Raw genomic sequence first — 17,200 nt, 5'->3', positions numbered from 1 at the left:
GATAATGCTGTTGCATTTGCATCGTACGGCACCTGTGCATGTCTCGGTATGCCCACACGCTGCCCGGAGGTAATGCATGCCGACATTGCGAACGCGAGGCCCGGGAAATGGCTCGAATGCCGATACGCCGACCCGAGCCCGGGGTTGGGCTGTGGTCCTGGCGACGGCGATGGTCAGTCTCCCGGATGACAACCCGCAGATGTCGAAGATCGGGCACGTCGGGGTTGAACAATTGCTGGGAACGGGCCACTGGAACAGAGCTGCCCCTTTAACGTTTGATGCTGCTTAACGTTTGATGCTGCGGGTCACCGTGAACTTCGGGTTCCGGCCGATCTCGGTAGTGGGCCCGATCAGCCGCTCCAGCCCGGGGCGGTACTGCAAGTGGCTGTTGTAGACAGTCCAGAGTTCCCCGCCGGAAGCCAGGACCCGTGCAGCGGCCTCGAACATCTTCGTGGCCGCACCGGCGTGGATGCTGGCGCCGAGGTGAAACGGCGGGTTCAGCAGGATGAGGTCGGCGCTGCCAGGCTCGAAAGTGGACATGGCGTCGTCCTGCACCACCATGACCCGGCCTCCCAGCCCATTGGCCGCCGCGGTTGCCTTCGCGGACGCAACCGCGGCGGCCGATTGGTCGGTCGCGGTCACGCGGGCATCGGGCCGGTTCCGGGCATATATCGTGGCGAGGATCCCGGTTCCGCAGCCGAGGTCAATCGCGTGGCGCGCATGAGGGATCCGGCCCAGGAAACCCAAAAGGAAGCGTGTGCCGATGTCCAGCTTCGTGCCCGAAAACGCAGCCCCGTGAGCACAGACGGTGATACCTAGCTCGGTGTTCTGCTCCGCGACGGGAAAGGTCTCCGGACCGGCCGGACGCTTGGGACCAGTGGCAAGCAGGGCCCGCGACTTCCGCTGTGCGAGTTGCGGCTGCACCGACTCAAAATTGCGTTCCAGGACAGCATTCATGCCCAGGGACATGTGCTTGACGCGCCCTCCCGCCAGCAGGACTGCGCCCGGAGCCGCAAAGCGGGCGACGGCGTCGGCGATCTCCTCCAGCTCGGCGAGCGCCTTGGGGAGTTGCATGATCACTAGCTCGGCGCCGTCGAGCAAGTCGGCTCCGAGCTCGAACTGCTCAAAGCGGCCGGACAACCCTGACGCCCCGGCGTTCGATTGGAGGGCGAGCCGGCTGACGTACAAATCCTGGTTCACGCGAACGTGCCCGACGCCGAGGGCGGCCAAAGTGCCCAGGGTCAGGGCGCCGTAGCGGTCGCCTATCACCGCGACGCGAGCGTCCGGGTTGCGGATGTAGCTTGCGGCGGTCTCGAGGAGGAGCCTGTCGGTGGCGTCGTGCGCCTGCAAGTTCTCCGCTTCGACGTCGGGGAACCGGCGCAGGGCGCCGAACAGCGTCTCAAGGTGTGCATCCAGCTCGGTCAAGGTCACGGTGCACCAATCTATCCTCCCCAGGAACCCTCGACAACACGAGGTCTGCGGAGGATGGTAGAGATTGCAAGTAACCGACCGTCTGCCCGCTGCTCAAGGCCACGGCACGCGCCGCGAGCAGCCCAGACACCCCAGGGTCCGCCGCGAAGGGCGAGCCGCGTTGCGGACCTCGAAGACCAGGCTCCCACTCCCCCTTGTGAGCAGATCATGACCGTAAACGTCGTCACGCAGCTTGAAGTAAAGTCACACAATTCCCCCGATGAAACCCGCCGTCCGGACAAAACCTTGGTGGAAGTCGTCACTGTCGGTGACTACACCATTGGCCGCTTCAGCTTCGAGCCGGGCTGGACGTGGGCGGATTGCATCAAGCCCGTGGTACACACCGATTCCTGCCAGCTCAACCACGTAGGGTACTGCGTTGCCGGTGCACTGGAAGTCGAGACCACCCATGGCAAGAAGATCAGCATCTCCGCAGGAGATTCATACACCATTCCACCGGGTCACAATGCTTGGGTGGTGGGCGAGGAGACCTACTCGGCCATCGAGTTCGTCAGCGCAGCGGAATATGGCGTCAAGACCGAGTAGCGGTCTGCGCCCTCTTCGGGCGCCGCACCGCTGAACCTAATCCCTGAACACAGAACCTGCAGGTCATCCTGACGTGCCGGAAATCGGTCACCGGGACCATCGTCACTGGCCGCCCGGACTGATAGCTGGTAGGGATGTGTCATGACGGAGTCACTTACGGCCGCGGCCGCTTTGTCACCTTTTGACGTTGTGATCTTTGACCTGGATGGCGTGGTCACGGACACGGCTTCGGTGCATGAGGCAGCGTGGAGGGACCTCTTCAACGAGGTGTTGAAGGACCGCCGTGTGCCGCCGACGGCGCGGAGGGACCCCTTCAGCAGCAGTGACTACCTGAAGTACGTAGACGGCAGGCCACGGGAGGACGGTGTAAGGGCTTTCCTCAGTTCCCGTGGCATCGAACTGCCTGCGAGTGATGCCTTGGATCCTGCCGGCGAATGGTCGGTCCACGGCCTGGCCGAACGGAAGAACCAGCTGTTCAAGGAGCGCCTTGGACGCGAAGGGGCGGCACCCTTCCCCGGGACAGTGGCGCTTCTTGAACGGCTGCGGTCAGGGCGGATTCCCGTGGTCCTGGCAACGTCAAGCCGGAACGCATCCGCTGTCCTGGCCGCCGCCGGGCTCTCGAATGCTTTCGACCTGGTCATTGATGGTGCCGTGGCCGGCGAGTTGGGGCTGGCAGGCAAACCTGACCCGGCCTTGTTCCTTGAGGTCGCGCATCGTTTGGGAGTCCCGCCCGCCCGCGCCGTCGTGATTGAAGATGCCGTGGCCGGGGTTGAAGCGGCCCACAGTGGGGGCTTTGGGCTTGTCGTCGGGATCGACAGGGCGGATGTCAGGAGGTCCGAGCTCGAAGCGGCCGGTGCCGACGTCGTGCTGACCGACGTGGGCCAGCTGGATCTGGGCCGCGTTCTCACCGACCCATGGCGCCTTGTCTATGAGGGGTACGATCCAGCCCACGAGGGCCACCGGGAAGCACTGACCACGCTCGGTAACGGGTACTTGGCCGTGCGCGGCGCGGCTCCGGAGAGCAGGATGAGCGAGGTCCGGTATCCAGGCACTTACCTTGCCGGTGTCTACAACAGATTGGTCAGTACCGTGCAAGGCCAGTCGATTGAAGACGAACATATGGTCAATGTTCCCAACTGGCTGATCCTGGACGTCCGGCTGGATGGGACGGACTGGTGGTCCGGAGACGGCTTGAAGATCCGTCGTGAGAGGCGTGTGCTCGACCTGCGTCGGGCTACCTTGCAGCGGGAAGTCGTGCTGGAGGCGGATGACGGGCGGCGGTTGGAACTGGTTCAGCGCCGGTTCGTATCGATGGCCCACCCTCATCTGATGGCACTGGAGACAACTCTTACGGCCAGGGGCTGGAGCGCGTCCGTCAGTATCCGCAGCGGAGTGGACACCGGCGTGACCAACGAAAATGTCCCGGAGGACGCTCTCCTTTCCCACCGTCATCTAGCGGTCCTCAACGTGTCCGGACCAGCAGAACCGATCCCGGTGATAGAAGTTGAGACCAGCCAAAGTCATATCAGGATCGCGACAGCGCTACAGACCCGGGTTTCAGGATTGGAAAGCAACGGCGCACCCGGGGAGGAATCCGGATTGTATTACCGCTCCTTCGAGGTCCCGCTGAGCGATGCCACGCCCCTCGTGGTGTCCAAGACGGCAGCAATCGTGACCTCCCGCGACCGCGCTATCTCCTCACCCGCATCCGGGGCGAGGTTGGTGCTCAGTACCGCCGGGCACCGCTTTGACCTCATGCTCGCCGAGCATGAGGCTGCTTGGGGAAGATTGCTGCATTTGTTCGTTATAAGCATTGACGGGAGCCCTCAGGTCCAGCTGATCCTGAATCTTCATGTCTTCCACGTTTTGCAGACCCTTAGCCCGCACACGACTCAACTGGACGCCGGTGTGCCGGCCCGCGGGCTGCATGGAGAAGGTTACCGGGGCCACATCTTCTGGGATGAGCTCTTCGTCCTGCCCCTTCTCACTTCCCGAATGCCCTCTGTTGCCCGCTCCCTCATCGACTACCGCTGGCGCCGGCTGCCCGCGGCAAGGGATGCAGCCGCTGCAGCGGGGTTCCAGGGGGCGCTGTTCCCCTGGCAGAGCGGCAGCGACGGCAGGGACGAGACTCCCCGTTGGCTTTTCAACCGGCGATCCGGCAGATGGGTACCAGACTATTCCCACCTTCAACGGCATGCCGGCATGGCCGTGGCCTTCAACGCATGGCAGTATTTTCTGGCCACGCAAGACCGGGGGTGGCTCCTGCATCATGGCGCCGAACTCGTGGTGGAGGTGGCGCGGCTCGTCGCCTCCATGTCCGAATACGACGACGTAGAGGACCGCTTCCATCTTCGCGGAGTCATGGGCCCGGACGAATACCACACAGGCGACCCGGACAATCCCGGCGGGGGATTAAACGACAATGCGTACACGAACGTCATGGCCGCATGGGTCTGCGAACAGGCCCACGAGATCATGACGATGCTTCACGGCTACGACCTGGAAGATCTTCGCGGACGCCTGTCGATAGATCCGGCCGAGATGGCAGGCTGGCTGCACGTCAGCAAACGGATGTTCGTACCGTTCTTTAGCGGAGACATCATCATTAGCCAGTTCGATGGTTATGAAGACTTGGAGGAACTCGACTGGGAACACTACCGGGGCAAATACAAGAACATTGAACGCCTCGACCTGATCCTGGAAGCCGAGGGCGACAGCACTAACCGGTACCGGCTGGCCAAACAGGCTGACGTGCTGATGCTCCTGTACGTGCTGGGCGAGCAGGAGTTGGTGCTTTTCCTGGCCCGGCTGGGTTACACAGTGAACACAGAGCAACTCGCTGCGACAGTTGAGTACTACCTCGCGCGCACGGCGCATGGCTCCACCCTCAGCCGTGTGGCCCATGCCTCGGTGCTGGCGGCAATGGACCCGGACCGGGCCTGGAACACCTTCAGAGAAGCGCTCACTGCCGACCTTGACGACACGCAGGGAGGCACCACGCACACGGGTATTCACCTTGGCGCCATGGCAGGGACGATCGATGTGATCCAGCGCAGCTTCGCCGGACTGAGAATCACCAAGGATGCACTCCTTTTCTCCCCGAAGATGCCCAAAGGGATACGAGCAGTGTCCTTTCGCGTCCGGTACCGGGACCAATTGCTCGAGGTCAGCCTGAACCACGCCGCCTTGACTGTTTCAGCAGCATCCGGAGACGCAGCTGCGGTCTGCATACGGGTCGGTTCCGACGAGGTCCTTTTGGGCGCGGGGAACGTGCGGAAATTCGTGCTGGGCGAACCAGGCACCACGGCCGCCTGAACTCGTCGCCGGCAGCAGCAGGCCAAGGATAGAAGGCGACCGGATGTCGCGATGGTGCGACCCGGCATCCCGGCTATCGGAGACACGGGTCAGCCCGGGTCCGATCGTTGCTGTTGTGTCTTCCATCGCCGCCTATATCGCCACAGTTCGTCCGTCCCCCACACGATGAAGGGGAAGGGGGCCAGGGCGAGGATCTGCCATGGCTCCGGTGGACGGGTACCGAAAATTACCTGAAGTGGTGGCAGAGCGACCACTGCGGCGGTGAAGGCGATTTCGAAGGCGATGCCCCAAAGCAACAGGCGATTACTGAAGAGCCCGATTTGAGCCAGCGATGCAGTCTGGGTCCGTGAGGCCATGGCAGTGCCTATCTGACAGGCGACAATCCCCAGGAAGCTAATGGTGGTGGCCTGCATCCCGACCAGGTGAAGGGGGCCTGTGCGGGTGTCTGCGCCGTAGTACCAGCCGCCCACGAGCAATGTGGTGAAGAACGCCGCCGTCACGAGCACCGCTGATACACCGCCCAGCAGGCCCCAGGCCCGGGCAAGCATGGGTCCGTCGATGACGTTTTGTCCCCGTTGACGGGGTGGCCGGGTCATGGCTCCGGGTTCTTCGGGTTCGCGTCCGAGCGCAAGGGCCGGGAGGGTTTCGGTGCCCAGATCGATCGCGAGGATCTGCATGACGGTGAGGGGAAGGGGGATGTTGGCGCCGGAAGCCGCATAGATCAAGAATGGGATGACCTCGGGGGTGGCGTGGGCGAAGATGTAGACGATGAATTTGCGGACGTTGTCGTAGACCTGTCGTCCGGCCTGGACGGCGCTGACTATGGAGGCGAAATTGTCGTCAGTGAGGATCATGGTGGCGGCTTCGCGGGCGACGTCGGTTCCGGATCTTCCCATGGCCACGCCTATATCGGCCCGTCGGAGGGCAGGGGCGTCGTTGACGCCATCACCGGTCATGGCGACGACCTTTCCCAGATCGCGCAGGGCATCGGCAATGCGCAGTTTGGCTTCGGGCGAACTGCGGGCGAAGATCAATTCTTCGCCGTTGTTGAGAAGGTCGTCGAGGGCCTTTTCGGGCATCAGGTCCAGCTCCGCGCCAGTGATGATGCGTGTGCCTCGGTCTCCGATACCGACCCGGGAGGCGATGCCGCGGGCGGTGAGTCCGTGGTCGCCGGTGACGATGATGAGCCGGATTCCTGCGGTGTGGCACCGCGCGACGGCGTCAGGGACTTCGGGGCGCGGCGGGTCGAACATGGCAACGAGTCCCAGGAGAGTCAGGCCTTGTTCGGCTTTCTCACGGGGCAGCGCAGCGTCCTCTTGAGGGGTGAGATCCCGTTCTGCGATTGCCAGGATCCTCAGGCCCTGACCGGCCCAGCTGTCCACGATCGAAGCTGCGGCGTCGCGCTCCACGTTGGTCAGTGGCCGCGTGCCCCCGACTGTTGCTATCCCGGTGCACAGGGGCAGCAGCTCCTCGGGGGCGCCCTTGCAATGCACGCGGATACCGTCAGGGGTGCGATCGATAGTGGACATGCGCCGCAGCGCAGGGTCGAAACGGAACTGGGTCAACCGTTCCACGGTGAGCGGGTCCGCGCCCACCCTGAGGGCGTTGGCAGCGTGCAGCAGGGCCAGTTCGGTAGGGTCGCCGCGTTCATTGCCTTCGCCGTCGATACCGGCGTTATTGCATGCCGCCGAGGCCGCGGCCAACTTCCACGGCGGGGAGCCGGGCTTTATCGGAGGTGGTGGCGTATCCAGGCCGAGGTAACCGCCTGAAGTCCAGATGGTGGTGACGCGCATCAGGTTCATGGTCAGGGTACCGGTCTTGTCCGTACAGATGACGCTGGTAGAGCCCAGGGTTTCGACCGCGGAGATCCGTTTCACCAAGGCTCCCCGACGCGCCAGGACGCGTACGCCTACGGCCAAGGCAAGGGTGATGGTGGGAAGCAGGCCTTCGGGGACATTGGCGACAAGCAGCCCAATCGCGAAGTTCAAGGTGTCGCTCAGCGAAAGACCGCCGAGAAGGGTGCCCACCGGGATGAACGCGATGCCCATCCCGACGGCGACGACAGCTATGATCCGCGCCACCCTGGTGACCTGCTTTTCAAGAGGGCTTTGGTCGTGGCCGACGCGTTCGGAGAGCGCGGCAATCCGGCCGAGTTCGGTGTGCATTCCAGTGGCGAAAACCACGGCGACGGCTTCCCCGCCGGTGCAGCTGGTGCCGCTGAAAACCATGTCTATGGCCTGAAGCAGCGGACCCTCCGGCGGCCGGTCCTCTGCGCTCCGGGGAACAGGGAGGGATTCCCCGGTCAGGGTGGAGAGGTCCATTTCCACCGAACCCTCGAGGAACCGGGCATCGGCGCTGACACGATCGCCTTCGCGCACCACCAGCACATCGCCGCGGACAAGCAGTCCGGCCGGGATTTGCCTCTCCCCGCCATCCCGCAGGACACGGGCCTGCGGGGGAAGGTAAGCGGACAGGGCTTCGACAACCCGTTCCGCGTGGCGTTCCTGGAGGAAGGCGAACCCGGCGTTAAGAAGGATGACGGCGATGATTGCCGCTGCCAAAGCGGCTGATCCGCTGAAATAGCTCAGGAGCGCCGCAAGCCAGAGCAGCAGCGCGAGCGGGTGTGCCAATTGCCGCACGATCTGGCGCGGCCACTGCCGCCCTCCATGTCGGGTCAGCTCGTTCGGCCCGTATGCCACCAGACGCCGTGCCGCTTCCCGCTCCGACAACCCCGTACGGCTCGCCCGCAGGTCACGAAGCAACCTCTGAGCGGTTGCCCGCGGGTCCGAAGCCCCACGAAACTCGCCCGTGCCACCTGGGGAAGAGGACATTTCGGGCGCGAATGGATCGACATACGGTTCCATGGAGCTAGTAGAGCGCGAATCAGCGCAAGGAGCCAGTGACCCCGGAGGCGGGCTTATGCCCCTGACTGGTTCGGGCCGCAGGGACCGTAACCCCGCCACTGGCCACACGACCGCCCGGTGAATAAATAAGGCCTTGCCTGAAACGTGAACCAGATTCACGTTTCAGGCAAGGCCTCCAAAGTGGAGCTGAGGGGACTCGAACCCCTGACCCCCTGCATGCCATGCAGGTGCGCTACCAGCTGCGCCACAGCCCCAAAATTTGCTTGCCGGGAACTTCCATCCCCGTCGGAGCAACTCGTCAATACTAAACCACAACGATGTGAGATAGGAAATCGATCACCGTTGACTCCGGAGACAGCTGAGGTGCGGTCGATTGCTCGGCCGCACCTCCCCCCATTACTGCCCTTCAACTCGTACTGCACTGCAACTGCAACTGCACAGCAACTGCAGTGCACAACGAGCCATTGAACTGAGTCTAGGGGCTTAACGGCCTTAAAACAAACCATTCAACCGGTTTATGATCGACCCTGTCGTGGGGAGGCTCGATAGGAAGCACAAAAATCTGCAAGTGCCCCGCCGAAAGTCTCTTGTTCGTCCCCCGCGGTCCGCCAAAGACCTTGAGAGGAATACCAGTGATCCTTCGTCACCAGGTCAAGCTGATGCCTGCTGAATCCGGCGGTTCGCAAAGCCTCGCTGGCACGTTCGTCGTCCCCGAGGAGCCTCGGGGATTCCATACCGGATGCCTCAGCCACACTTTGCAGGAGGGTGGACACCGGAACGGGCTCCGGATAAGCGGCATGGAAGGCTTGTCCGGATTGTCGAGGCGCCAGCGCAAGCCCGGAAACCAGCCTTCCCAACGCCTCCGCACTAATGATCGAGAGCAACGCCGAGCCGTCACCCGGCCACCCGCCCGCGACCTTGATGATCCTCAGCAAGCCCGGAACGAACCAGCGATCTCCGGCCCCGAAGACGAGGTTTGGACGAACAACTTCACCGCCGTAGCCGAGAATCATGCGTTCGGCCACGGCGCGGCTGGCACTGGTCACGGAAGCAGGGTGATAGTCGGCCTCCGATTCGCGGAGACCACGGTGGGGGCCGGTACCGTAAACACTGCATGTACTGACATAGATCACTCGACGGACACCGGCCTGCTGGCACTGCTCAATGAGGTTTCCGGTGCCCCTCTCATTGACCTCCTGGGCGAGCCCAGGGTCGGAACCTACATAGGATGCGGCGTGGACAACAACATCCATATTGGCCAGGAAGGGGATCAGGCTCCCCGGGACGGAAATATCGGCGGCCGCAATGATAACGTTATTGTTTCGTCGCCTTGCCACCGGGCTTCGTGAGAGTGCAACAACGTGCGCCCCTCCGGATCCGGAAAGTGAGGCTACAACCCGACTTCCAATAAAGCCTGACGAACCCAGGACGAGAATCCGGGGTGGGCGGTCAACAACCGTTGGCATTGTCCTCACCGATCTTCAGAGTCCGTCAGATTCATGTACCCAAGTATCCCGGACGTAGAAACCGGAGAGGTCACCAGGCTGATCATGCAACAACGTGCCAAAGCCACCCGAGCTGCAGTGATTGAGGGAGCAGCTTCGATCTTTGAAGAGGTCGGCTACGGGAATGCGAGCCTCAGTGACGTCACAGAGCGCGCCTCGGTCACCAAAGGCGCCCTGTACTTCCATTTCAAGTCGAAAGAAAACCTGGCGCTTGCAGTCATCGCCGAACAGCACAATATTGTGCGCGTTGCGGGAGAGAAGATCGCCGCCGCGGGGCTTCCGGCATTGCAGACCATGATCGCCATGTGCCGCACTTTCGGGCAACAATTGCTCGATGAACCGATTGTGCGGGCTGGAATCCGGCTGACGTTTGAGGCCTCGGCATTCAATGCGGACGTCAAAGGTCCGTACTCCGATTGGGTCGCCACCATGGAGATGCTGACGCACCAAGCCCAACTGGAGGGTGACGTGCGTCCAGACGTCGTGGCCGCGGACTTCGCACGGTACCTGGTTGCGTCCTTCACGGGAGTCCAGATGGTTTCCAACGTACTGACTGAACGACGCGATGTCCTCAAAAGGATTGACGACATGTGGCGTTTCATGATGCCGGCCATCGCGCCGGTTCGGCCGCAGGATTCAGGAACTCCCTGAACTATCGCGGGTCCCTGACCCGGGCCACCAAGGACATCAGAGGCTCCTCTTGGTGCACCAACCGGACCCTGATCATGCCTGGCGCAATTTTGGGCTCAATCTGGGTCACCGAAACATCCACGGGATAGCTGAACTCGACCAACTTCATGAATTCGGCGTCAAACAGGGCAAAATCTGCATCGGGCCGGGAGTATGCGGCGCGGACAGCCTGCCGTGCGGCTTCAACCAGGAGCATTCCCGGGACGTGGTCAAGGGGATGGTCAAAGAAAATGGGGTGGCTTGGATCGACCCGCAACGGCCAGACGAGCGGACGCCGGCTTTGCCCCAGCATCACGTTCCGCTGGGTGGAATGTCCGACGTCGGCACACGCCAGCAAGTCGTCGCGGGTTGCGGTCGCGCCCGTGGGGACCACGCCACGAAATCGCTCGTATGTCGAAGGATTCACAATGCGGGCGGCCGCGACCCCCTCTCCTATGGCGCCCCCGTCAACAAGGAACCGCGCAACCACTGTCAGGGCAGATAGTTGACCGGCACTGAGTTTCATATCCTTGACGTCAAGCTCGACCGCAACATGCGTGGGCACCATGGGATCGAGAGTTGCGGCCTCCAGGGAGATGCTCATGTGCGGCATGAGGAATTTGTGCGTCAAAGGCACTCCGCACAGATGTGACAGAAAGATGACCGCCTGCCTCAACGTCTCAGCCATGAGCGCCGAATCCGGTGAACCATCGTGCGATCCATAGAAAACATGCCACCGGGGCCATTGTGCGCCCGCAACGAATCGTCGCGAACTTGATTGAACAAAATCGGTCAAGAAGACTTCCGAAACCGAGCGCTTATGAACGAGCTCCCGCCTGACGGACGCCTCAAAGAGCGCTACGTCGTCCATAGGGTCCCCCATTCATCCCAGGATCTGCCAGACCAGCCACCGTTGCGGGTTCGTCACTATTGAAGTGCCCAAATCTTATCGGCAAGAAGGCCGCTCAGTTATCGGAGCGGGGTAGACGGCCGGCGGGTTCTAGACCTATAACGTTCGGTCCAGCACGATTGGTTCCCGGCTCCACGGTTCAGGACTGCGGGCGACTGCCCGGTACCAGGGAACCTCGGACTGCGCCCACCATGCCTTCCACTGCGCGGGCCAGGTGCGTACCGCGGCCGCTGACACCGTCCCAGCGCACCAAGGCGTGGGCATTCAGTCCATCCACCATGCCGAGGATCTGCCACGCGACGGATGGAGCGTCGTAGCTCTCAAACTCGCCTGCCGCGATACCGGCTTCGACGACACGCTCCACGACAGCCTGCCACGCGTCCATCTGTTCCCGGACGCAGGCTGCGAGCGCCTCGTTGCGGCGGCCCAGCGTCCATGCCTCCACCCAGATAGCCGTGACGTCGAGACGACTGTCATCCAAGAGGGTCTCCAAGAGGGCACCGAGCCGCTCCAAGGGCGTCGGCAGCCGATCCAGCAGGCCCGAGACCTCCTCGGTTTCCGCGGCGACGATGCTCGTGAAGATACCCGCCACCAGGGCCTCCACATTGGGCTGGTAATGCGCAACGAGGCCCGAGGCTACTCCCACCCGCGCTGCCACGTTGCGCAGCGTGATGGCGGAAAGCCCCTGCTCAAGGGCTATTTCCTTGGCGGCCTCGGTGATTTCGGCCGCGCGTTCCGACGGCGTCTTCCGCGCAGCGCGCTTCTGTAAGGTGCTTGACATCACACCCCAGTCTAAAGTAGCTTTCTAGCTTATTGATCATATGATCAATAAGTACTCACAGATACTTTCCCTGCATGCCTGGGCAAGGACGCCCAGGGCCGTTGCGGCTACCACCTCAAAACACGGAGGAGACTTCCATGGCTTGGAGAATGCCAGCCGAAACAGCACCACACGAGCGCACCTGGATGGCGTTCCCCCGCACGGGCCTGACCCTTGGGGACGACGCCGCCTCGGCGGAAGAAGCCTACGCAGCCTGGACCGCCGTCGCCCACGCCGTCGCCGAATTCGAACCCGTCACCATGGTGGTAGACCCTAACGAACGCGACCGGGCCCGCCATATGCTCGGCGCCGGAATCGAACACCTGGAGGCGCCGCTCGACGAATTCTGGATGCGCGACGTCGGGCCCACCTTCGTCGTCGACGACGAACGTCCCGGCGTGCTCGGCGCAGTGGACTGGATCTTCAACGGTTGGGGCGCCCCCGCCTGGTCCGAATGGGAGAAGAGCGCCGTCATGGCCCGCTTTGTCGCGGAAAGGTCCGGTGCCGAACTGATCGCTTCGCTGTTGGTCAACGAAGGCGGAGCCATCCATGTCGATGGCGAAGGCACCGTACTCGTCACCGAAACCGTCCAGCTGGATCCGCGCCGAAACCCCTTCGCAGACAAGGCACGCGTCGAAGCGGAACTGGCCCGCACTCTGGGCACCACCCACACCGTATGGGTACCGCGCGGGCTCACCCGTGACTACGAAGATTTCGGCACCAGCGGCCACATCGACATGGTGGCCGCCCTGCCCTCCCCCGGCCGGATCCTGCTGCACTCGCAGAGCAACCCGGAGCATCCCGATTTTGAGGTCAGCCGCACCCTGCAAAGATTCTTCGAAACCCAGGAGGACGCGTCGGGCAAGCCATTCGAAATCACCCTGCTTCCTGCCCCTGAGTCCCTGAGGGACGAAGAAGGATTCCTCGATTGGAGCTACGTCAACCACCTCGTGGTCAATGGCGGCGTGATCGCCTGCGGCTACGGCGAAGAGCGGGCCGATGCGCTGGCAGCAGAGATCCTGGCGGAGGCCTACCCGGGCAGGCGCGTCGTCACCGTGGACGCCCGGCCGATCCTTGCCCATGGCGGAGGAATCCACTGCATCACCCAGCAGCAGCCCAAACTCAACGGCCAGGTGGCACGATGAGCCGCTTCGACGTCGTCGAGGCCTCGATTGCACAACTGCGCGTCGCGCTCCAAGCAGGCCAGACGAGCAGCGAGGAGCTCACCCAGGCCTACCTGGACCGCATCGAAGCCTACGACCGCAACGGCATCACGCTGAACTCGGTAGTAGTGATGAACCCTGAGGCACTCACAGATGCCCGGGCCTCGGACGAACGCCGGGCAAGCGGCGCCACCCTCGGACCCCTTGACGGCATTCCGTACACCGCCAAGGACAGCTACCTGGCCAAAGGACTCACGGCCGCCGCCGGCTCCCCCGCCTTCGAACACCTCGTCGCGCAACGCGATGCCTTCACCATCGAACGCCTCCGCGCAGCGGGCGCCGTGCTCATCGGCTTGACCAACATGCCGCCCATGGCCAACGGCGGCATGCAGCGCGGCGCCTATGGGCGCGCCGAGAGCCCCTACAACGAAGACTTCCTCACGGCCGCCTTCGGTTCCGGTTCCTCCAACGGCTCGGGAACCGCGACGGCGTCAAGCTTCGCTGCGTTCGGGCTCGGCGAGGAAACCTGGTCAAGTGGCCGCGCACCGGCGTCGAACAATGCTTTGTGCGCCTACACGCCCTCGCGTGGGGTCATTTCGGTGCGGGGCAACTGGCCGCTCGTGCCCACCATGGACGTCGTGGTGCCCCATACCCGGTCCATGGCCGACCTTTTGGAGTTGCTGGATGTGATCGTCGCCGACGACGCCGACAACCGCGGCGACTTCTGGCGCACGCAGCCATGGGTTGAAATACCGCCCGCCTCAGAGGTCCGTCCGGCTTCTTATTCCGCACTGGCACCAACCGACAATGACGGCGCGCGCTTGGCCTTGAAGGACAAGCGCTTCGGGGTGCCGCGTATGTACATCAATGCAGACCCAGATGCGGGGACCAGCGCGGCCCCGGGTATCGGCGGCCCCACCGGTCGGCGAATCCAGACACGCGGCTCCGTGATCGAACTCTGGGAGGCCGCGCGGCGGGACCTCGAAGCGGCAGGTGCCGTCGTGGTGTTGGTGGACTTCCCCGCCGTCGCCAACTACGAAGGCGACCGTCCCGGCGCACCCAACATAGCCACCCGCGGACTGGTGAGCCCGGAATATCTCGAACGGGAAATCGTGGACCTTTCGGCATGGGCATGGGACGACTTCCTCGCGGCAAACGGGGATCCGGCACTCAGCAGCCTGGCCGACGTCGACGGTTCAAGAATCTTCCCCCAGCCCGAAGGCGCGCTTCGGGATCGCTATGACGGTTTCGACGACGATATTGCCGACTACCCGGGGCACATCCGCGCGCACCGTTTCCCGTCCGTCACCGAAATTCCGCATCTCGCAGAAGGCATCCGAGGGCTCGAAGAAACCCGACGCGTGGACCTCGAACAATGGATGGACCGCCTCGGGCTGGACGCTGTCGTCTTCCCTGCCGTCGCCGACGTCGGACCGGCCGATATGGACGTCAACGAAGCCTCGGCCGATCTGGGCTGGCGCAACGGCGTCTGGGTGGCCAACGGCAACCTCGTGCCGCGGCACTTGGGCATCCCGACCGTCACGGTACCAATGGGAACGATGACCGATATCGGCATGCCCGTTGGACTCACGTTCGCCGGACGCGCCTATGACGACACCCGGCTCCTGACCCTGGCCGCGGCGTTCGAGGCAACAGGCGAGCGCCGTACCGCTCCCCCGCGCACACCGCGCCTCGACTGACTGATCAGGTGGACTCGTCGTCGAAAGGGGCCTGCTGCCCGGCCGCCAGCCGCACCGCCGGCCGGGCAGGAGGCGACGCCGGCGGCGGCGTTTGGACGGGAGTGACAGGCTTCGGGAAGGGCTCCTCGTCCAGGAGGGCTTCACGGATGATCCGGCGCGGATCGTATTGGCGTGGATCCATCTTGCGCCAATCAATGTCTTCGAATTCGGGGCCGAGCTCCTGGCGCAGCTTCTCCTGCGCGCCGGAGGCCATGCGCCGCAATTCGCGGATGATTCGCCCCAGCTTCCGCGCATACTCGGGAAGCTTCGTTGGTCCAAGGACTAAAACCGCGATGATCAGGAGAAGTGCGACCTTCTCGACCGAAATATCGATCATGGATCCATTCTAAAGCCCCCGCCGGGCCGTTCCCGGTGGTCAGTAAGGCAAGCCTTCATCCTCAGACCGTCCTAGGAGACCGCATAGAACGCAATCGCGAGTCCGGCAGCCATCAGTGCCTCGCGGACCCCCTTCAAGCGGGGAACGGCGTGCGATTTGCTCTCTGCCGGCATGGCAAACGTGCCCAGCAGCCACCCCGTGGCCGCGAACAGCATGAGCAGCCCACCCAAGATGTCAGCAAGGATGACGGCGAGTTGGTGCGCTGGGTGATCCGACGGCGATCCAGTCCCCCTCGCCGCGGACAGCAGCACCCATCCCGAAAGGGCCGCCGTCGCTGCGCCATAGATCGCCGGCCATCGCCCGGCCTCGCCCAGCCGTGTCCCTTGGTACACGATTCTCACGGCGAACCAAAGGAAGACGACACCGATCACTGCCCCAAACAGGACCACTGAGTACGGCGCCCAACCGAGCCCTACCGCCGCCATGACCGCAGCCAATAAACCGGCGGCGGCAGCGTCCGCCCGGGCAGCCACACTTTTGGCCCGGAACATGGCAACGACACCCAGCACAGCCGCCGCCCCGAAAAGCAGCACCAGGGCGCCCACCACAAACCAACTTCGGAACATACCCTGTCAATCCTCCTGCGTGCCGGTTGAATCCCATCCGTAGTCCTATCACTTCCGAATGGGAGAAGCCTGCATGCCGCGCATCAGCGCTGGAACAGCACACGGTCAGTATTCCGATCCCGATGTACTGGCCAACCCGGATTCTCCAGCGTCTTGGCACCGTCCGCGTCCTGCCTGGCAAGAAAAGAACGGACAAGACCAGGAGGTCATCGAGGTTTGTCGCCGCAAAGGCTCCGGCTGCTGTCAGTACGGTGCCGCCCAGATCTTCCATTGCTGCTGACATTACCGCTTGGAGCGGGTGCTCTTGCCCGGACCGCCCCGGCTGGCGCCATCGACACAGCCGTGGCAGCATCGGACGATGACTAGCGATGCCCGCCCGTATGTCGAGTGCGGCCGGCCGGAACCTGCCGTTCCGCTACTTGGCGGGGACGTGACGGAGGGGCTCGTCCGGGTGGGCGATACAGTGCGGCGCCCTGTGAGCGACTCTTCGCCGCGGGTCCGCCGCGTCCTGGATTTCCTCCAATCGGCCGGATTCCAGGGAGCGCCCCGCTTCCTGGGCATCGACGAAAGCGGCAGGGACACCCTGAGCTTCGTTCCCGGTGACACCGCCGGCCGCCCTTGGCCAAGCTGGATCGCCGACGAATCGAGCGCCGTCAGCGTGGCGCGTTTGGTGCGGGCTTACGATGACGCTGTGCAGCCGCTTGGTGTACCGGACTGGGCACACGCTGGCGACGGCGGCGATCCGCAGGGGTGCCCGCCCTCGATTGCGGGGCCGGCAACTTTGCTCGCCCACATGGACATCACCCCGGAAAATGTCGTCTTCCGGGACGGTGCCGCCGTCGCGCTGATCGACTTCGATCTGGCGCGCCCCGCAACTCGTACGGAAGAAGCCGCGAACCTACTCCTCTGGTGGGGCGCATGGATGCCCGTCGCCGACCGTGATCCGGTGATGCGCAAGGTAGACCCCGCATTCAGGGCCGCCGTGCTGCTCGACGCTTATGGCCTGGCTCCAGTTGACCGCGCCAAGATAGTTGACGTGGCCCGAAACTCCGCAGACCGCTCCTGGCATTTAATGCGGGGCAGGGCGGTCAGCAACGGTGGGGGCTGGAAAAGGATGTGGGACGAAGGAGTCGGAGACAGGATTCTTCGCCGCCAAGCGTGGCTGGCCGACAACGCCGCAGTTCTCCACGCCGCAATAACCTGACGGAGGCAGCAGCCGAGTGAAGCGGCGCTATT

15 protein-coding genes and 1 tRNA gene are annotated in these 17,200 nt (G+C 63.5%); 8 read left to right on the top strand and 8 right to left on the bottom strand.

Annotation, left to right across the window (positions count from 1 at the left end):
• Window positions 1–76 precede the first annotated feature (76 nt).
• Window positions 77–289: a hypothetical protein gene (locus ABD884_RS06775; protein ID WP_345040911.1), complete on the top strand. Its 213-nt coding sequence runs from the start codon at window positions 77–79 to the stop codon at window positions 287–289.
• On the opposite strand, the gene ABD884_RS06770 is transcribed toward ABD884_RS06775, so the two are convergent.
• Window positions 286–1,425, bottom strand: a complete 1,140-nt coding sequence (locus ABD884_RS06770; RefSeq protein ID WP_376955249.1) for a class I SAM-dependent methyltransferase — start codon at window positions 1,423–1,425, stop codon at window positions 286–288. The two genes, ABD884_RS06775 and ABD884_RS06770, sit on opposite strands and share 4 nt — an antisense overlap.
• Window positions 1,426–1,485: 60 nt before the next feature.
• Between ABD884_RS06770 and ABD884_RS06765 the strand changes: the two genes are divergently transcribed.
• Window positions 1,486–2,016 (top strand): cupin domain-containing protein, encoded by a 531-nt coding sequence (locus ABD884_RS06765; protein ID WP_425548261.1) that lies wholly within the window; start codon window positions 1,486–1,488, stop codon window positions 2,014–2,016.
• Window positions 2,017–2,157: 141 nt separating this feature from the next.
• Window positions 2,158–5,331 (top strand): beta-phosphoglucomutase family hydrolase, encoded by a 3,174-nt coding sequence (locus tag ABD884_RS06760; RefSeq protein WP_345040902.1) that lies wholly within the window; start codon window positions 2,158–2,160, stop codon window positions 5,329–5,331.
• Window positions 5,332–5,420: 89 nt separating this feature from the next.
• Here the strand turns inward: ABD884_RS06760 and ABD884_RS06755 are convergent, their stop codons facing one another.
• From ABD884_RS06755 to ABD884_RS06745, 3 genes are all read right to left on the bottom strand, one after another.
• Window positions 5,421–8,195 (bottom strand): cation-translocating P-type ATPase, encoded by a 2,775-nt coding sequence (locus tag ABD884_RS06755; RefSeq protein WP_345040895.1) that lies wholly within the window; start codon window positions 8,193–8,195, stop codon window positions 5,421–5,423.
• Between the two features lie 181 nt (window positions 8,196–8,376).
• Window positions 8,377–8,449, bottom strand: a tRNA-Ala gene (locus ABD884_RS06750).
• 261 nt (window positions 8,450–8,710) lie between these two features.
• Window positions 8,711–9,661: an NAD-dependent epimerase/dehydratase family protein gene (locus ABD884_RS06745; RefSeq protein WP_345040888.1), complete on the bottom strand. Its 951-nt coding sequence runs from the start codon at window positions 9,659–9,661 to the stop codon at window positions 8,711–8,713.
• A gap of 33 nt (window positions 9,662–9,694) precedes the next feature.
• On the opposite strand from ABD884_RS06745, the gene ABD884_RS06740 reads away from it, so the two are divergent.
• Window positions 9,695–10,351, top strand: coding sequence for a ScbR family autoregulator-binding transcription factor (locus ABD884_RS06740; RefSeq protein WP_345040876.1), 657 nt, complete (start codon window positions 9,695–9,697; stop codon window positions 10,349–10,351).
• Between the two features lies 1 nt (window position 10,352).
• Here the strand turns inward: ABD884_RS06740 and ABD884_RS06735 are convergent, their stop codons facing one another.
• Together ABD884_RS06735 and ABD884_RS06730 are read right to left on the bottom strand one after the other, a co-directional pair.
• Complete coding sequence (locus ABD884_RS06735; protein ID WP_345040865.1) at window positions 10,353–11,240, bottom strand: ScbA/BarX family gamma-butyrolactone biosynthesis protein; 888 nt, start codon at window positions 11,238–11,240, stop codon at window positions 10,353–10,355.
• Between the two features lie 178 nt (window positions 11,241–11,418).
• Window positions 11,419–12,060 carry a TetR/AcrR family transcriptional regulator gene (locus ABD884_RS06730; protein WP_345040858.1) on the bottom strand — a complete coding sequence of 214 codons (642 nt, stop codon included), beginning with the start codon at window positions 12,058–12,060 and terminating at the stop codon, window positions 11,419–11,421.
• A 137-nt stretch (window positions 12,061–12,197) separates the two neighbouring features.
• On the opposite strand from ABD884_RS06730, the gene ABD884_RS06725 reads away from it, so the two are divergent.
• Together ABD884_RS06725 and ABD884_RS06720 are read left to right on the top strand one after the other, a co-directional pair.
• Window positions 12,198–13,244: an agmatine deiminase family protein gene (locus tag ABD884_RS06725; protein ID WP_345040851.1), complete on the top strand. Its 1,047-nt coding sequence runs from the start codon at window positions 12,198–12,200 to the stop codon at window positions 13,242–13,244.
• Window positions 13,241–14,962: an amidase gene (locus ABD884_RS06720; RefSeq protein ID WP_345040846.1), complete on the top strand. Its 1,722-nt coding sequence runs from the start codon at window positions 13,241–13,243 to the stop codon at window positions 14,960–14,962. The genes ABD884_RS06725 and ABD884_RS06720 overlap by 4 nt, the downstream gene beginning before the upstream one ends.
• A gap of 4 nt (window positions 14,963–14,966) precedes the next feature.
• Here the strand turns inward: ABD884_RS06720 and ABD884_RS06715 are convergent, their stop codons facing one another.
• Together ABD884_RS06715 and ABD884_RS06710 are read right to left on the bottom strand one after the other, a co-directional pair.
• Window positions 14,967–15,338, bottom strand: coding sequence for a sec-independent translocase (locus ABD884_RS06715; RefSeq protein WP_028267436.1), 372 nt, complete (start codon window positions 15,336–15,338; stop codon window positions 14,967–14,969).
• 71 nt (window positions 15,339–15,409) lie between these two features.
• Window positions 15,410–15,964: a hypothetical protein gene (locus ABD884_RS06710; protein ID WP_345040838.1), complete on the bottom strand. Its 555-nt coding sequence runs from the start codon at window positions 15,962–15,964 to the stop codon at window positions 15,410–15,412.
• A gap of 73 nt (window positions 15,965–16,037) precedes the next feature.
• Here ABD884_RS06710 and ABD884_RS06705 point away from each other — a divergent pair, with 73 nt between their 5' ends.
• On the top strand, window positions 16,038–16,244 hold the full coding sequence (locus tag ABD884_RS06705) for a hypothetical protein (RefSeq protein ID WP_345040833.1): 207 nt from the start codon (window positions 16,038–16,040) through the stop codon (window positions 16,242–16,244).
• Window positions 16,245–16,322: 78 nt separating this feature from the next.
• Window positions 16,323–17,168 carry a phosphotransferase gene (locus ABD884_RS06700; protein WP_345040829.1) on the top strand — a complete coding sequence of 282 codons (846 nt, stop codon included), beginning with the start codon at window positions 16,323–16,325 and terminating at the stop codon, window positions 17,166–17,168.
• Window positions 17,169–17,200 lie beyond the last annotated feature (32 nt).

The sequence above is a fragment of the Arthrobacter methylotrophus genome, assembly GCF_039539965.1.
Lineage (GTDB): Bacteria > Actinomycetota > Actinomycetes > Actinomycetales > Micrococcaceae > Arthrobacter > Arthrobacter methylotrophus.
The sequence above is the reverse complement of the archived record's forward strand: the minus strand, read 5'-3'. Positions and strand labels throughout refer to the sequence as shown.

Excerpts from the sequence above, each read along its gene's own strand:
- ABD884_RS06720 (WP_345040846.1), top strand. The coding sequence starts at position 13,241 with ATGAGCCGCTTCGACGTCGTCGAGGCCTCGATTGCACAACTGCGCGTC.
- ABD884_RS06700 (WP_345040829.1), top strand. The coding sequence starts at position 16,323 with ATGACTAGCGATGCCCGCCCGTATGTCGAGTGCGGCCGGCCGGAACCT.
- ABD884_RS06735 (WP_345040865.1), bottom strand. The coding sequence starts at position 11,240 with ATGGACGACGTAGCGCTCTTTGAGGCGTCCGTCAGGCGGGAGCTCGTT.
- ABD884_RS06745 (WP_345040888.1), bottom strand. The coding sequence starts at position 9,661 with ATGCCAACGGTTGTTGACCGCCCACCCCGGATTCTCGTCCTGGGTTCG.
- ABD884_RS06755 (WP_345040895.1), bottom strand. The coding sequence starts at position 8,195 with ATGGAACCGTATGTCGATCCATTCGCGCCCGAAATGTCCTCTTCCCCA.
- ABD884_RS06765 (WP_425548261.1), top strand. The coding sequence starts at position 1,486 with ATGGTAGAGATTGCAAGTAACCGACCGTCTGCCCGCTGCTCAAGGCCA.
- ABD884_RS06730 (WP_345040858.1), bottom strand. The coding sequence starts at position 12,060 with ATGTCAAGCACCTTACAGAAGCGCGCTGCGCGGAAGACGCCGTCGGAA.
- ABD884_RS06725 (WP_345040851.1), top strand. The coding sequence starts at position 12,198 with ATGGCTTGGAGAATGCCAGCCGAAACAGCACCACACGAGCGCACCTGG.
- ABD884_RS06775 (WP_345040911.1), top strand. The coding sequence starts at position 77 with ATGCCGACATTGCGAACGCGAGGCCCGGGAAATGGCTCGAATGCCGAT.
- ABD884_RS06710 (WP_345040838.1), bottom strand. The coding sequence starts at position 15,964 with ATGTTCCGAAGTTGGTTTGTGGTGGGCGCCCTGGTGCTGCTTTTCGGG.
- ABD884_RS06705 (WP_345040833.1), top strand. The coding sequence starts at position 16,038 with ATGCCGCGCATCAGCGCTGGAACAGCACACGGTCAGTATTCCGATCCC.
- ABD884_RS06715 (WP_028267436.1), bottom strand. The coding sequence starts at position 15,338 with ATGATCGATATTTCGGTCGAGAAGGTCGCACTTCTCCTGATCATCGCG.
- ABD884_RS06740 (WP_345040876.1), top strand. The coding sequence starts at position 9,695 with ATGTACCCAAGTATCCCGGACGTAGAAACCGGAGAGGTCACCAGGCTG.
- ABD884_RS06760 (WP_345040902.1), top strand. The coding sequence starts at position 2,158 with ATGACGGAGTCACTTACGGCCGCGGCCGCTTTGTCACCTTTTGACGTT.